Genomic DNA, 14,408 nt, shown 5'->3' on the forward strand with positions numbered 1-14,408 from the left:
GCCTCGCACGGCCATGCCGCGACCATGTCTGATGCACTGCCTGTGCCTCAGGGCACGGTCGCCGCCGCCAGTTCATTCGCACCCGCCTCCTCAGTGGAGCGCAGGAAAAACGTGTAGGACAGGGTGATTTCCGTCACATCGTCCATGTCCGGATCGTCCGCGATGGCCGGATCAATATAATAGACAACCGGCATGTCAACCTTCTGGCCCGGTTGCAGCGTCTGTTCGGTAAAACAGAAACATTCGATCTTGGCGAAATAGGGCCCGGCCTTGTGCGGCGTCACATTATAGGTGGCCGTGCCGACAATGGGCGTGCCCGTCGGATTTTCCGCCTCGTAAAAGGCGATGGCCTGCTCGCCCACATTCAGGGCCTGATCATTCTGCACCGGGTCGAAACGCCACGGCATGTCGCGGTGCGTATTGGCCGCGAACCGCACCCGGATGGTCCGGTCGAGAACCGCGACATCGCCGGCATCGACCTGCTGCGTGGTGCCGCCATACCCGGTGACACGGCAGAACACCTCATACAGCGGCACGGCCGCATAGGCCATGCCCACCATGCCGGCAACCACCCCCAGCACAATGGCCGCCACGCGGCCATTCCTGGCGGCGGCGACGCCGTTTTCAGCCGGCGCCGTCACGGCGTCAGCCCCTTGATACGGAAATAACTGACCACAATCAGCAGAATCACAAAAACACCCAGCGAGCCGCCAAGCAGGCGGTTGCGCTTTTGCATCTGCCGGTGCCGATCGGAAAACTCATCCATCACAGCCACCCGCCGACAAGGGTCTCACCCAACAGGGTCGCGAACAACAGAAACAGATACAGGATCGAAAAGCGGAACAGCCTGCGCTCGGCCCCCTCATGCTCGCGCCAGACCCGGAACGCCCACCACAGAAAGCGCAGGCCCAATGCGGCGGAAACCGCGCCATAGACAACGCCGCCCAGCCCCAGGACAAAGGGCAGCACGCCGACCGGCACCAGAACCAGGCTGTAGGCCATGATATGGTTGCGCGTGACACGGCGACCGGCCACCACCGGCAGCATCGGCACCTTCACCCGCGCATAGTCATTCTCGATAAACAAGGACAGGGCCCAGAAATGCGGCGGCGTCCACAGGAAGATAATCGCGAACAGAACCAGGGATTCCACGGTCACGCTGTTGGTGACGGCAGCCCAGCCGATCATGGGCGGGAAAGCACCGGCGGCACCCCCGATAACGATATTCTGCGGTGTGCGCCGTTTCAGCCACATGGTGTACACCACCGCGTAGAAAAAGATCGTCAGCGCCAACAGCGCCGCCGCCGTTATCCCGGCAATCAGGCCCAGCAGCACAACCGCCATCACCGACAGCGCCAGCCCGAAGCCGAGCGCATCGCCCGCCGCGATACGGCCCGACGGCACGGGACGGGCCTTGGTCCGCTCCATCAGCGCGTCAATATCGGCATCATACCACATATTCAGCGCACCCGACGCCCCCGCGCCGACCGCGATCAGCGCCAGCGAGGCCATCGCCAGCACCGGATGCAGGCCGCCCGGCGCGGCCATCATGCCGACAAACGCGGTAAAGATGACAAGCGACATGACGCGCGGCTTCAACAGCTCGATAAAGGCCCGCGCGTCGGCGACGGATACGGCATCGGCCACGGAAATGGTGTCGCGCCCCGGCCTTGCGGTCGGGGCGGCAATGGTCTGGCCGGTCATGGTCGTGGCACTGTCGCTCACTCAAAACACTCCAATCGGCGGTCTGGTCTGCGGCATGGGACGCTGACGCTGCGGCGGCCCATGCCCTGTGCTGCCTTTGCTACCTCCGTGCTGCCCGGTTTACTTGATACGCGGCAGCTCGTTGAACTGGTGGAACGGCGGCGGTGAGCTCAACGTCCACTCCAAGGTGGTCGCGCCCTCGCCCCACTGATTGTCGGCCACGCGCTTCTTCGAGAAGAACAGCGTGTAGGCCATCACCAGGATAAAGATCACCACACCCAGCAGCGTGATCTGATAGCCAAGGCTGGAAATCTTGTTCCAATAGGCAAAGGCGTCCGGATAATCCACATAGCGGCGCGGCATGCCCTGGAGGCCCAGGAAATGCTGCGGGAAGAAGATCAGGTTCACACCGATAAAGGTGATCCAGAATTGCACCTTGCCGGCCCACTCGGGATATTCACGGCCGGACATCTTGCCGACCCAGTAATACAGCCCGGCAAAAATCGCGAACACGGCCCCCAGCGACAGCACATAGTGGAAGTGCGCCACCACATAATAGGTGTCGTGCAGCGCAATGTCGGCGCCGGCATTGGCCAGCACCACACCGGTCACGCCGCCCACCGTGAACAGCAGGATAAAGGCGATGGCGTAAAGCATCGGCGTGGTAAAGCGGATGGACCCGCCCCACATCGTCGCGATCCAGGAAAAGATCTTCACGCCCGTCGGCACGGCAATGACCATGGTGGCGGCCACGAAATAGGCTTTCGTATCCACATCAAGACCCACCGTGTACATGTGGTGCGCCCACACGACAAAACCGATGAAACCGATCGCCGCCATGGCATAGGCCATGCCCAGATACCCGAAAATCGGCTTTTTCGAGAAGGTCGAGACAATGTGGCTGACAATGCCGAAAGCCGGCAGGATCATGATGTACACTTCCGGGTGACCGAAGAACCAGAACAGGTGCTGGAACAGGATCGGGTCCCCGCCGCCGGCCGGATCAAAGAAGGTGGTGCCGAAATTCCGGTCGGTCAGCAGCATGGTGATGGCGCCCGCCAGAACCGGCAGCGACAGCACCAGAAGGAACGCGGTGATCAGGATGGACCAGCTGAACAGCGGCATCTTGTGAATGGTCATGCCCGGTGCGCGCATGTTGAAAATGGTGGTGATATAGTTGATCGCCCCCATGATCGACGACGCGCCGGCCACGTGCAGTGACAGAATGGCCAGGTCCATGGACGGCCCGGTGTGGCCGTATGTGGACAGGGGCGCATAAGCGGTCCAGCCACCGCCGAAGCCCGGCATGCCCGCCGTCCCTTCGACAAAGGTGGACAGCAGCAGCAGGATGAAGGCCGGCGGCATCAGCCAGAAGCTGATGTTGTTCATACGCGGGAAGGCCATATCCGGCGCGCCGATCATCAGCGGCACGAAATAGTTCCCGAACCCGCCGATCAGCGCCGGCATGACCATGAAGAAAACCATGATCAGGCCGTGCCCGGTGGTCAGCACGTTGAACATGTGGCGGGCCTGGTCTTCCGTCATGCCGAACAGGTCGGGCAGATACTGGATACCGGGTTCCGCCAGTTCCATGCGCATCAGGCCCGACATGCCAAAGCCGATAAGGCCGGCGAAAAAGGCGAACCACAGATACATCACACCGATGTCTTTATGGTTCGTGGAAAACGCCCAGCGCTTCCAGCCTGTGGGGTTATCGTGCGCCATTTGGCCTATCCTTTCGCTTGTCTGTCTCTTAACCGGCGCCGCTCAGCGGCCCATCAGCGGCCCAGGGCCGTGCTGCGCGCATCGGCGAACTCAAGTTTGGCGCGCTCGACCCATTCGGCGAATTGTTCCTTCGACACCGCCTCGACCGCAATCGGCATGAAGGCATGATCCTTGCCGCACAGCTCCGAGCACTGGCCGTAATAAACGCCGGGATCGCGAACCTCGAACCAGGTTTCGTTCAGGCGTCCGGGCACGGCATCCATCTTCACGCCGAAGGCCGGCACCGTCCAGCTGTGCAGCACGTCGGACGCCGTGATCTGCAACTTGATCTTGGTGTCGACCGGCACCACCACCCGCAGGTCCGTGTCCAGAAGGCGCGCATTCAGCTTGCCCGGCCAGCCGAGGAAATTCGTCAGATCATTCTCATAGACCTGGCGCTCCGCCGGGTTGGTAAAGGCACTGTCGGGCACGATGGCCGCCGTGAACTCGATACCGTCATGATCGGGGTAGGAATAGGTCCAGTTCCACTGGTTGCCGGTGGCACGGATGGCAAATTCAGTCTCGGGAATCACTTCCTGATAATACAGAAGCGGGATGGACCAGAAGCCGATCCCCACCAGGATGAAAATCGGCACCACGGTCCAGACAAACTCGATGAATGTGTTGTGGCTGGTTTTCGACGGTGTGGGGTTGGCCTTTTCCCGGTACCGAATCATCGTCCAGAACATCAGGACAAAGACGAAAACCGCAATCACCAGAATGATGTAAAGCAGCATTTCGTTGAAATCGGCGACACGCTGCGCCTGGTCATTGGCGGCGGCCTGCAGCCACACACCCTTTTCCGTCGGCATGCCGATGCGGTCCTGGGCCGCGCTCGTGCCCGTCAACCCCATCAGGGCCATTCCACTCAACGCCGCGCCTGCGAGCAGCCTTTTGACCTTCATCCCCGAATCCTCATAATTTCCACATGTCCGGCAAGCGGACTTTGTACTTATACAGCCGGTTTATCCGTTTTGCCAAAAAGGCCGGAACCGCAAGATCTTGCGGCTTTCCAGCCTGTTCAGCGACGTTTTGGCACAACCGGCCAGCCTGCCTGTCCCCGGCCGGCCCCAAACGCTCACGGCCAAACCGGTTCCAGTGAATTTGCGGCACGTTATACCAAAGCCTGCGGCACGCTCAAGCCTTGTACGCGGCTTTTTCGCCAGCGGGCCGTGCGCGTGGCCGTGGCCGCTTTCACTGTGCAAGGCGGCAGCGCCACCATGGCACGGGACAATGGCTATCGGGCAGCGGCCTGTGTAACATGCCCTTTGCACTGTCCATGCGCACCTTGAATGCGGCTTTTCTCAACGGTCTTGAGTTTAGGGTGTTATCATGGCGTTTCGATGCGTCATAAGGCCGCAAGATCGGCAGGTCACAGGTCGTGCCCTGCCCCGGCTTTGACCATTGTTATCAAGGGGGCCTATCCTGTATGGCAGTCGCATGGTGCCGGGAATACCGGCATCAAACGCTTAAACGCTTGGCAAAGGCGCCAAAAACGCCATCTTAGTCCGAACGTACCATTAGTCCGACGTATCAATTGAGTCTGACGTAACCCAGTGTCAGTTCTGTCCGGAGATCCGCATGCCCGCACAATCCCTGCCCCAAGACGCGTCCGCCCTGTTCGATCCGTTCAAGGAGGGCGATCTGGATATTCAAACCGCCGAACGCATTGTCGATACGGCCCTGACCGGCATGGATGACGGCGAGCTTTTTGTCGAAACCTCGCGCTCGGAAGCGTTCAGTTTCGATGACGGGCGTCTCAAATCGGCCAGTTTTGATTCAGCGCAGGGCTTCGGCCTCAGGGCGGTGACGGGCGAATCCACCGGTTATGCGCACGCGACCGACCTGTCCGAACCCGCCCTCAAGCGGGCGGCCGACACGGTTCAGGCGGTCCGCACCGGCGAGGACGGCGCCATGAGCCTGGCGCCCGCCCGCACGAACGAGAAATTCTACAGCGACGCCGATCCTCTCGGCGGCATCCCCTTTGCCGACAAGGTCGCCCTGCTGGAAGAGGTGGACGCCTATGCCCGCGCCGCCGATCCGCGCGTGCGCCAGGTCAGCGCGTCGCTGCTCGGCAGCTGGCGAGCGGTGGACATTCTGCGCGCCGGCGGCGAACGCATGCGCGACATCCGGCCGCTGACGCGGCTCAACGTGTCCGTGGTCATGGGCGAAGGCGACCGTCAGGAAACCGGCTATGAGGGCGACGGCGCCCGGCGCGACTACGGCTTCCTGTTCGACCCCGCCCAGTGGCGCTCCCAGGTGGACGAGGCCGTGCGTCTCGCCACCGTCAATCTGGAAAGCGTCGCGGCGCCGGCGGGCGAGATGACCGTGGTCATCGGTCCGGGCTGGCCCGGCGTGCTCCTGCACGAGGCGGTCGGCCACGGCCTCGAGGGCGATTTCAACCGCAAGAAGACCTCCGCCTTCGCCGGCCTGATGGGCGAGCGTGTCGCCGCCCCCGGCGTCACCGTCATCGATGACGGCACCATGCCGGAGGAACGCGGCTCGCTCACCATCGACGATGAGGGCACGCCCACGGGCGAAACCGTGCTGATCGAGGACGGCATCCTCAAGGGCTATATGCAGGACAGGCTGAACGCCCGCCTGATGGGGCAGAGCGCCACCGGCAACGGCCGCCGGCAAAGCTTCGCCCACGCGCCGATGCCGCGCATGACCAACACCTACATGCTGGCCGGCAGCCACGACCCGGCGGAAATTCTCGCCAGCGTCGAGGACGGCCTCTTCGCCGTCAGCTTCGGCGGCGGTCAGGTGGACATCACCTCGGGCAAATTCGTTTTCACCTGCACCGAGGCCTACCGCATTCGCGGCGGCCGGGTGGCCGAACCGGTCAAGGGCGCGACCCTGATCGGCAACGGCCCCGACGTGCTCACCCGCGTCAGCATGATCGGCAACGACCTGAAAATGGGCAGCGGCGTCGGCACCTGCGGCAAGAACGGCCAGCAGGTGCCCGTGGGCATCGGCCAGCCGACACTGCGCATCGACGGACTGACGGTGGGCGGCACGGCCGCCTGAGACGCAAAGGTCCTTACACCCCCCGCGCGCGCTCCCTCTCCCGCAGGCGCAGGCGCGGGCTAAACATACGCGCCCGGCACACAGGTACGGCGGTTCCGGCACGGTCGTTGCCGTCCACCGCATGCCGCCATCCGCCCACGCATTCCCTGGACACCTTGTCCGGCGCACCCTGCCTGTCCCGCGCGCACTGCTTGTCTTGACGGGCGATGCGGGTGTTATCTCCGGCACCGGGTTCCTGAAAACGACTATTCCGCCGGTCGGGCGGGCGGCTTGTCGAGACGGGCGGCCGGCAGGCGCGGGGCGGCAGCGCGTGTGCGCAGGAGGGGGAGGAGGAACAGGACGGCCGCGACCGCGAAAACGGCGGTGACGGGCAGGCCGGCGGGCGCGGCGGCGGCGGCGCCGTGGGTGAGGGTGTGGCCGGCGAGTGCGACGGAAAGCGACACGCCGGTGAACGCGCGCAAAAAGCGCGACAGGCGGGCGGGGTCGGCGGAAACGGCGGCGGCGATGAGCACGGCCACCGCGAGAAACCCCCAGAAAACCGCGACCAGGACGCCCGGCGGCAGCGTGCCGGCCGGAGGAAGAGAATCGGTCAGGGAGCCGGTTTGAGAGGCGACCTGAGAAGCGGCCTGAGAGCCAGCTTGGGAGGCGGCCTGAGAACCAGCCTGCTTGGAGGCGGTCTGGGAGCCGGTTTGGGAGGCGGCCTGAGAACCAGCCTGCCGGGAGGCGGTCTGGGAGACGGTCTGGGAGGCGGACGGGGAATCGGGCAGAGGGCCGGCCTGGGAGGCGAGCTGAGAGACGGCCAGTGGGCCGGTCAGGGCGGTGGCCATGGTGAGGGCGAGGGCGGCGGGGGTGCCCCAGACGATGGCGGACCAGACGGCGGCGAGGCGCGCGGTGGCGAGGCGCGCGGCCGGGCGGCCCCTGGACCGGCGGCGCACGAGATAGACGGCGACGCCGGAGGCGATGACGACGGCGAGCGCGGTGCCGAACACACCATAGGCGATCTTGACCCAGAGGCCGCCGAAGGAGCCGAAATGGACCTGATAGGCCGAGGCGGCGATCTGCTGGCCGAGGGTGCCGGCGGCGAGGCCGGCGGGGGCCAGCGGCGTGCCGTCGGCGGCAAAGGCGTAATAATCGCCGAAGATCAGGCGGCGCGGGTGCTCGGCGAGGATTTGCAGATGCTGGCCGGCGGTCGCGGGCTCGTGCAGGATGACATAGGTGGGCAGGAGGTCGCCGTGCGCCGCGCGCATATGGGTGAGCGCGGCGCCGATGGCGGCGAGCGGCGCCGGCGCCGCGTCGGGCGCCGGTTCATCCCCGAAAATGGGGGCATAGACGGCCTCGACATCGCCGTCATACCAGAGGGCGGCAATGCCGAAGGCCATGACCGAGGCGAGCCCGAGCATGGCGCCGGTAAGCGCGCTGGAAATGTGAAAGGGCGCGGTCCACACGGCCAGGCGGTTGTGCAGGTCGGCGAAGGCGAGGCGCGGGCTGCCGCCGAGACGGACGGCGAAGGCGTCGCGGAAAATGCGCGGATGGGCGAGCAGCCCGGACAGCGACAGGCCGAGCAGCATGGCCCCGAGGGCGCCGACCAGCGTCAGCCCGGCCACATGGGGCAGATGCAGATAATAGTGCAGATCGAGGATGAACTGGGTCCAGGGATGGGCCTCCGCCCCGGCGATGGTGCCGTCGGGGCGGATGAACACGGCCCTGTTGTCGGTGGTCACCACCACGCGCGGCATGTCGGGCGTGGGCAGCTGAACGAAGAAATGGTCGGTCGGCGCGGGCTCGCCCGCCATCACGGCGGCGGCGGCGCGGTCGACCGTGGCGGGGTCGATGGCGGCCATTTCCGGCGCGCCGGGCTGCTCCCAGCGCTGAAGCTCGTGATTGAAGACGGAGAGCACGCCGCTGAGACTGAGGATGTAGAGGAGTGCCGCCACGGTGAGGCCGATGGCCGAATGGGCGGACAGGGCGGCGCCGACCCGTCTGGCCGACGCTTTGCCGCCCCCCGCGCCGCCCCCCGCGCCGCCGGCCGGACGGCGCGGGGCGTTGGGGCCGGGCCTGTGATCAGGGCTGTGATCAGGGCTGGGGCCGGGCCTGTGGTCGGTCCTGTGCTCGGCGTTTTGATCGGGGCGCGCGGCGGGTCCGGCGGTGGCGGCTGACGCCGGGCCGGCAACCGGGTCCGGGCGGGCGGGCGGCACGGCCGCAGACACCGGAGCGGATGAAGGCCCCGAAACGGATGAAAGACCCGAAGCGGATGAAAGACCCGGAGCGGATGGGGCGCCCGATGCGGGCCTGCCGGTGCCGGTGGAGTGTGTCATACGTCTTTCCCCTTTACGCGCCGGCCGCGAGCACGGCGGCGGCCGCGGCGGATATGCCGGCGAGCAGCCCGGCCCGCCGCCACCGGCGCCCGTCCATCAGCACGAGAACGGCGAGCGCGGCCCAGACGATCTGCACCAGGAAAAAGGCGGTGACGAGCCGGTCGGGTTCGGCGACGCCGAGACGAGTCAGGCCATGCAGCACCGCCAGCGTCACCAGAAGGGCGGCGGCGCCGGCCCCCGGCCCCGCCAGCAGGAACGCCGTGACAAAGGCACCGGACCGCCCCAGCGCCGGTAGAACCGCCAGTGAAATCGCCGGTACAATCGCCGGTGAAACAGCCGTGCCCGCCGCAGAACCGGATGCGCCCGACGCGCCGGCCCCTGCCCCACCGGGCACAGGGCGCCCCGCATCGGAGCGGCCACGGGTGCGGCTGGCGGTGCGACTGGCGGTACGACCCGCGTTACGATTGGCGGCACGGGCCGGGGTGGCGGCGCCACCGCGCAAGGCGTCACGGGCGCGGACGGCCAACAGGCCGCCGGCGAGCGCGATGGCCACGGCGATGCCGGCGGCCACGCCCCGGTCGCCATTGGCAAAACCCCACAGTGTCAGACCGGCGACGAGCAGACCCCAGCCGGCCACGGTCCAGCGCCGGGGGCTGCCCGGATGATCCCGGCCCTGATGTTCCTGATTTTGGCGGTGCCGACCCTGATGACCGTGGTTTTGGCGCGCCTGCCACGCCCGGTACAGGGCGGCGACGCCGGCCGCGAGGGCCATGGTGCCGATGACATAGAGAAAAACGGTCATGTCCGCCTGTATCCGCCCATGGTCAATCCATCCGTGTCGCGCCGGTTTCCGCATTGCGCCGGTATTTTCGGGCCGCCGGCATGGTCGCGCCCGTCGCCGACCGGCATCCATCCGGGGCGAAAGCGCCCGCCCCGCAAGGGGCATGCCGGGCCCGACAGCTTTAGGCACGGAGCGCTTGTATGCCAAGCCCTTAAGGCGAGGCACTACCTGTGCACGGGTTATGCACAAGTAAGATCGATAATGCAAATAAATCTTATTTACAGAATGTGTTTTCTCTGGCACGAGAGGGGCGCCGGCCGCACTGGTAACCGCACCGGCAGTGGTCACCGCACTTGTACTGGCGACCGCACTGGTACCCGCACCTGGACATGGGGCCGTGACGCAGCCGGGGCCGCGCAGGCATGGCCGGGCCTGTCCGGCCGGGCTGCCTGGCCTGCGGAGAGGGGCCTGTGTCGGGATGTGTTTCGGCGGCATGTGTTTCGGCGGCATGTGTTTCGGCGGCGTGTGAGGCAGCGCTGGGGTGACCCGTCCGGGCACGGGCGGCGGCGCAGGCGCGGACAAGGAGACACGGGGGCCGGAACGCTCGGATGGTCAGGACACCCGAGGGTTCGGAACGCGTGCCGGTTCAGGACACCGAGGGGGTCAGGACCGCTTAGGGATTCGAGCCCTTAGGGGTTGGGAACGCTCACGGGGCACGGACGGCGGAGGCATACGGGCCGTCAGAGGTATGCGGGCAGCCCGCAAGAGGCAGGGCCTGCGGGGCGGGACACGGGTTTTGCATCGCGGGCGGCGCTTGCGTGTTTACGGGGCGCGGTGTCGCCGGGTTCCCGTATCCGGAAAGGCCGGTGGCCGAGCGTTTCCGTGTGGCGGGCTGTCCGGGCCCCCATGGCCGGCATCGCACTGATTTGGCACTGATATTCAGCACTGGGTTCAAGAACGATCAAAAAGGGTGGAAACAATGATTCATGAGAGAAACACGGCCACGCCGCGAAGAAAGCCGCTGGAGCAAAAACCGGGGGGGAACCGCTTGCGGGCCGGCGTGTCGCCGCTGGCGCTGATGGCGGCGACGCTGACGGTCGGCATGGCGGCCGGCGCGGTGTCGGGACGCGCGGCGGCGCAGGCGCAGCCGGTGGTGACACAGGACACGTCGGGCATCATCGAGGAAATCGTCGTCACCTCGGTCAACCGGGTGGAGACGCCGATTTCCGACGTGACGCGCTCAATCTCGGTGGTGACGGCGGCGGACCTGGAGCTTCAGGGCATCTTCAACCGGTCCGCCGGGTCGATCCTGGCGCAAAAGGTGCCGGGTTTCAGCCCGTCGACCGAGGCCCTGACCGATTTCGGCCAGCAGCTGCGCGGGCGCAATTTCCAGACCCTGATCGACGGCGTGCCGCAGGGCACGACGCTGCGGAACGGCCAGCGGTCGCTGCAATCCATCGACATCGACGCGATCGAGCAGATCGAGGTGATTCGCGGCGGGTCGGCGGTCTACGGCTTCGGCGCCGACGGCGGCCTGATCAATTACATCACCAAGAAACCGGAAGACGGCGAGCTGAACGTGGTCGCCCGCGCGGGCATGAGCTTTTCCACCAACCAGTTCGACGGCTCGGTCGCCTGGGACACGCATGTGATGGTGTCCGGCGCCGAGGACAAGTTCGACTATGTGGTCAGCGGCACCTATGTGCGCCGCGAAAACACCTTTGACGCGGACGGCAACCGGCGCCCGGTGGACCCGGTGGGCGCGCAAGGGGGCCTGGACGAATCGGATGAATACAATGCCTTCGTCAAACTGGGCTACGATCTGGACGAGAACCAGCGCCTGGAGGGCAGTTTCAACCGTTTCAGCATCCGCCAGGACGCGGATTTCGGCCTGCGGTCGACGGAAGGGGTCGAGCAGTTTCTGCCGCCCTTCCGGCCGGAGGTGGCGGTGCGCGGCAACAATCAGGACGCCGACCCCGGCAATGTGTCGACCAATGTCAACCTGTCCTACGCCAACAAGGACATTCTGGGCAGCAGCCTGAACGTCCAGGGCTTTTATCAGGAGATCGACAATGTCTTCACCCTGTTCCCCGGTTTCGAGCAGACCGAGATCACATCGGAAAAAGTCGGCCTGCGCACCACGGTGGACACGCCGGTGCGGCTGGACGGCCTGACCTTCGACGTGACCTGGGGGGTGGATTATCTGAACGACGAAACCCGCCAGTTCGAGGTGACCGGCGCGGGCAGGAGCGCCACCGGCGACCAGGACGCCGTCGCCGGCTTCGCGCAGGTTGAAGTCCCGGTCGGGTCCATCGGCATCATCACCGGCGGCCTGCGCTATGAGGATGTGACCATCGACATCACCGAGATTGAGCCGAGCGGCGAGGTGTCGGGTTCGGAAGCGCTGGTGAACCTGTCGGCGAGCGCCTTTCTGAGCGAGGGGCTGACCCTGTTCGGCGGGTTTTCCCAGTCGTTTTCGCCGGGCGATATTCTGCGCGTCGTCACCGACGGCACCTTCGACACGCTGGAGGAGATCGAGCTGGAGTTCGTGCGCACGGACAATTACGAGCTGGGCCTGCGCGGACAGTATGGCATGGTCGATTTCACCCTGGCCGGTTTTTACAGCGAATCCGACAACGGCGCCTCGTTCGATCAGGACCTGAACATCCTGACCCTGCCGGAGGAAATCTGGGGGTTCGAGGCCGCCGTCAACGTCAGCCCGGCGGACAATCTGCGCCTGGGCGGCACCCTGTCGCTGATCGACGGCAGGACAGACCTGGACAATGACGGCAATTTTGACGAGGACCTGCCGACCACCCGCGTCCCGCCGGAGAAAATCACCGGGTATGTGGACTATGCGCCGAAAGACTGGTGGCGCGTTTTCGCCCAGATTTTCTATTCGGGCACCCAGTCCAACAATTCCACCGCGTTCGGCGGCGGCAGCGAGATTGACGATTATGTCCTGGTGGACCTGTACAACAATTTCGACATCGGGCCGGGCGAGTTGAGCGTGGGTGTGACCAACCTGTTCGACACTGCCTATCTGCCGGTGATCAACCAGGCGTTCAATTCGCAATTCTCCAATGTGCAGGGGCCGGGGCGGCGCGTGTCGCTGACATACCGAATCCGGTACTGAACAGCCACTGAGCGTTCGGTGACCTGACGCGGGGCGCCCCCGAAGCAGGGCGCCCCCGAAGCGGAGTGTCCCCCGAAGCGGAGTGTTCCTGAGTCGGCACAGGCAGCGGGCGGGTCCGGGGCGCCCTGCCCCCTTTTGGGACGGCCGCGCGGCGGAACGGCCGCCCTGAAACCGGTCAATCCGGGATGGGGGCAAAAAATATTCCGGAAAATATCCGACGGGTTTTGTCGGATTTTCGGCGCCCCCGCCCTATATCCATCCCATCACAGCAGCCTGTCCCACTGGTGGTCCCACTGGAAAACCCGCGCCACTCCTCACTTATGAGGGGTGGCTTTAAACTTTATAGGTGCATATTGGATGCATCCATAAAGTTTACTTCAAAATAAATTTCCCTCTTTACGATAGTTATAAACCATTGTTAGGGTGCCGGCCCACTAGCAATGGAACCGGGCGTGGATATGCCCAAAACGGGGAAGGGTTATGATCAGAAAGACGTTTTACAGCATCGCTTTAATGGCTTTTTGTGTGGCATCGGCGGGGTCGGCGACGGCCCAGCAGCCCATGTCGGCACAGGATATCGAAGCGGTCCGCGACAGTTACATATTCGTCTTTAAGGACACTATGGAACGCGGAAAAGTAGCAAATGAAGTTTCGAAAATCATCAGCGAAAACCGGGCGGGTGCCAGCCTGGTGATGCAACGGCATGTCTACAACACCGCGATCAAGGGCTTTTCCGGCCGCATGCCGGCGGCGGTGGCCGCCAAGATTGCCGCCAGCAATCCCAACATCGCCTATTATGAGGCCGACCGGATCGTCCATGCCTATCAGGCCGCCGGCGGCGTCAACAGCGCCAACCAGCCGGCCCAGCAGACGCCTTACGGCATCACCCGCGTCAATGGCGGCACCAGCGGCGTCGGCAGGACGGTGTGGGTGCTGGACACCGGCATCGACACCGACCATCCGGACCTGAACATCGACCTGGCCCGGTCGGCCAATTTCATCACGTCCGGCCCCAACACGGTTGAGGACGGCACCGGTCACGGCACCCATGTGGCCGGCACCATCGCGGCACTGGACAACGGCATCGGCGTTGTCGGCGTGGCGCCGGGGGCGACCGTGGTCGCCATCCGCGTACTGGACAATCGCGGCTCCGGCACCCTGTCGGGCGTGATCGCCGGCGTTGACTATGTGGCGGCCAATGCCGCACCCGGCGAGGTGGCCAATATGAGCCTGGGCGGCGGGGCCTCCAGCGCGCTGGACAATGCGGTGATTTCCGCCGCCAGCCGTGGCATCCTGTTCGCATTGGCCGCCGGCAATGAGAGCACGGACGCGGCGACCCGGTCGCCCGCGCGCGCCAACCACCCCAATATCTGGACCGTGTCGGCGATTGATTCGAACGATGTCTTTGCCTGGTTCTCCAATTTCGGCAACCCGCCGGTCGACTGCGCGGCGCCGGGCGTGGGCGTGCTGTCCACCCATCTGAACGGCGGCTATGCCACCCTGTCGGGCACGTCCATGGCGGCGCCGCACGTGGCCGGTATCCTGCTGTTCGGCAGCCCGAATTTTTCCGGGTCGGCGATCAACGATCCGGACGGCAGCCCGGACCCGATCTGCGTGTTCTAAACACGCAGGCCTGACCACCCACGAGGAAAGGCCCGGCGGCACCGCCGGGCCTTTT

General features: G+C 65.2%; 10 protein-coding genes. 3 read left to right on the forward strand and 7 right to left on the reverse strand.

From position 1 onward, the window contains the following. Positions 1 to 47 precede the first annotated feature (47 nt). The 5 genes from BXY39_RS14420 to coxB form a co-directional block, all read right to left on the reverse strand. A complete protein-coding gene (locus BXY39_RS14420; RefSeq protein ID WP_121939572.1) occupies positions 48 to 641 on the reverse strand; it encodes a cytochrome c oxidase assembly protein in 594 nt (197 codons plus the stop codon). After that, positions 638 to 766 (reverse strand): hypothetical protein, encoded by a 129-nt coding sequence (locus BXY39_RS19940; protein WP_281270019.1) that lies wholly within the window; start codon positions 764 to 766, stop codon positions 638 to 640. The genes BXY39_RS14420 and BXY39_RS19940 overlap by 4 nt, the downstream gene beginning before the upstream one ends. Continuing rightward, a complete protein-coding gene (cyoE, locus tag BXY39_RS14425; protein WP_245999249.1) occupies positions 766 to 1,725 on the reverse strand; it encodes a heme o synthase in 960 nt (319 codons plus the stop codon). Before cyoE ends, BXY39_RS19940 begins: the two co-directional genes overlap by 1 nt. Positions 1,726 to 1,824: 99 nt before the next feature. Beyond that, positions 1,825 to 3,429 (reverse strand): cytochrome c oxidase subunit I, encoded by a 1,605-nt coding sequence (ctaD, locus tag BXY39_RS14430; RefSeq protein WP_121939573.1) that lies wholly within the window; start codon positions 3,427 to 3,429, stop codon positions 1,825 to 1,827. A gap of 53 nt (positions 3,430 to 3,482) precedes the next feature. Beyond that, on the reverse strand, positions 3,483 to 4,373 hold the full coding sequence (gene coxB, locus BXY39_RS14435) for a cytochrome c oxidase subunit II (RefSeq protein ID WP_121939574.1): 891 nt from the start codon (positions 4,371 to 4,373) through the stop codon (positions 3,483 to 3,485). Between the two features lie 676 nt (positions 4,374 to 5,049). On the opposite strand from coxB, the gene tldD reads away from it, so the two are divergent. Then, positions 5,050 to 6,498: a metalloprotease TldD gene (gene tldD, locus BXY39_RS14440; protein WP_121939575.1), complete on the forward strand. Its 1,449-nt coding sequence runs from the start codon at positions 5,050 to 5,052 to the stop codon at positions 6,496 to 6,498. Positions 6,499 to 6,743: 245 nt separating this feature from the next. Here the strand turns inward: tldD and BXY39_RS19945 are convergent, their stop codons facing one another. Then, positions 6,744 to 8,432 carry a PepSY-associated TM helix domain-containing protein gene (locus tag BXY39_RS19945; protein WP_170163859.1) on the reverse strand — a complete coding sequence of 563 codons (1,689 nt, stop codon included), beginning with the start codon at positions 8,430 to 8,432 and terminating at the stop codon, positions 6,744 to 6,746. A 394-nt stretch (positions 8,433 to 8,826) separates the two neighbouring features. Next, positions 8,827 to 9,615, reverse strand: a complete 789-nt coding sequence (locus tag BXY39_RS14450) for a hypothetical protein (protein ID WP_121939577.1) — start codon at positions 9,613 to 9,615, stop codon at positions 8,827 to 8,829. Positions 9,616 to 10,573: 958 nt separating this feature from the next. Here BXY39_RS14450 and BXY39_RS14455 point away from each other — a divergent pair. Next, the gene (locus BXY39_RS14455; protein WP_121939578.1) at positions 10,574 to 12,730 is read left to right on the forward strand and encodes a TonB-dependent receptor; all 2,157 of its coding nucleotides are present in this window, start codon (positions 10,574 to 10,576) and stop codon (positions 12,728 to 12,730) included. Between the two features lie 480 nt (positions 12,731 to 13,210). After that, positions 13,211 to 14,353 carry a S8 family serine peptidase gene (locus BXY39_RS14460; RefSeq protein WP_121939579.1) on the forward strand — a complete coding sequence of 381 codons (1,143 nt, stop codon included), beginning with the start codon at positions 13,211 to 13,213 and terminating at the stop codon, positions 14,351 to 14,353. Positions 14,354 to 14,408 lie beyond the last annotated feature (55 nt).

It is taken from the genome of Eilatimonas milleporae (assembly GCF_003688555.1).
In the GTDB taxonomy this organism is placed as follows: Bacteria; Pseudomonadota; Alphaproteobacteria; order Sphingomonadales; family Kordiimonadaceae; genus Eilatimonas; species Eilatimonas milleporae.

Excerpts from the sequence above, each read along its gene's own strand:
- ctaD (WP_121939573.1), bottom strand. The coding sequence starts at position 3,429 with ATGGCGCACGATAACCCCACAGGCTGGAAGCGCTGGGCGTTTTCCACG.
- BXY39_RS19940 (WP_281270019.1), bottom strand. The coding sequence starts at position 766 with ATGGATGAGTTTTCCGATCGGCACCGGCAGATGCAAAAGCGCAACCGC.
- BXY39_RS14455 (WP_121939578.1), top strand. The coding sequence starts at position 10,574 with ATGATTCATGAGAGAAACACGGCCACGCCGCGAAGAAAGCCGCTGGAG.
- tldD (WP_121939575.1), top strand. The coding sequence starts at position 5,050 with ATGCCCGCACAATCCCTGCCCCAAGACGCGTCCGCCCTGTTCGATCCG.
- BXY39_RS14460 (WP_121939579.1), top strand. The coding sequence starts at position 13,211 with ATGATCAGAAAGACGTTTTACAGCATCGCTTTAATGGCTTTTTGTGTG.
- coxB (WP_121939574.1), bottom strand. The coding sequence starts at position 4,373 with ATGAAGGTCAAAAGGCTGCTCGCAGGCGCGGCGTTGAGTGGAATGGCC.
- BXY39_RS14450 (WP_121939577.1), bottom strand. The coding sequence starts at position 9,615 with ATGACCGTTTTTCTCTATGTCATCGGCACCATGGCCCTCGCGGCCGGC.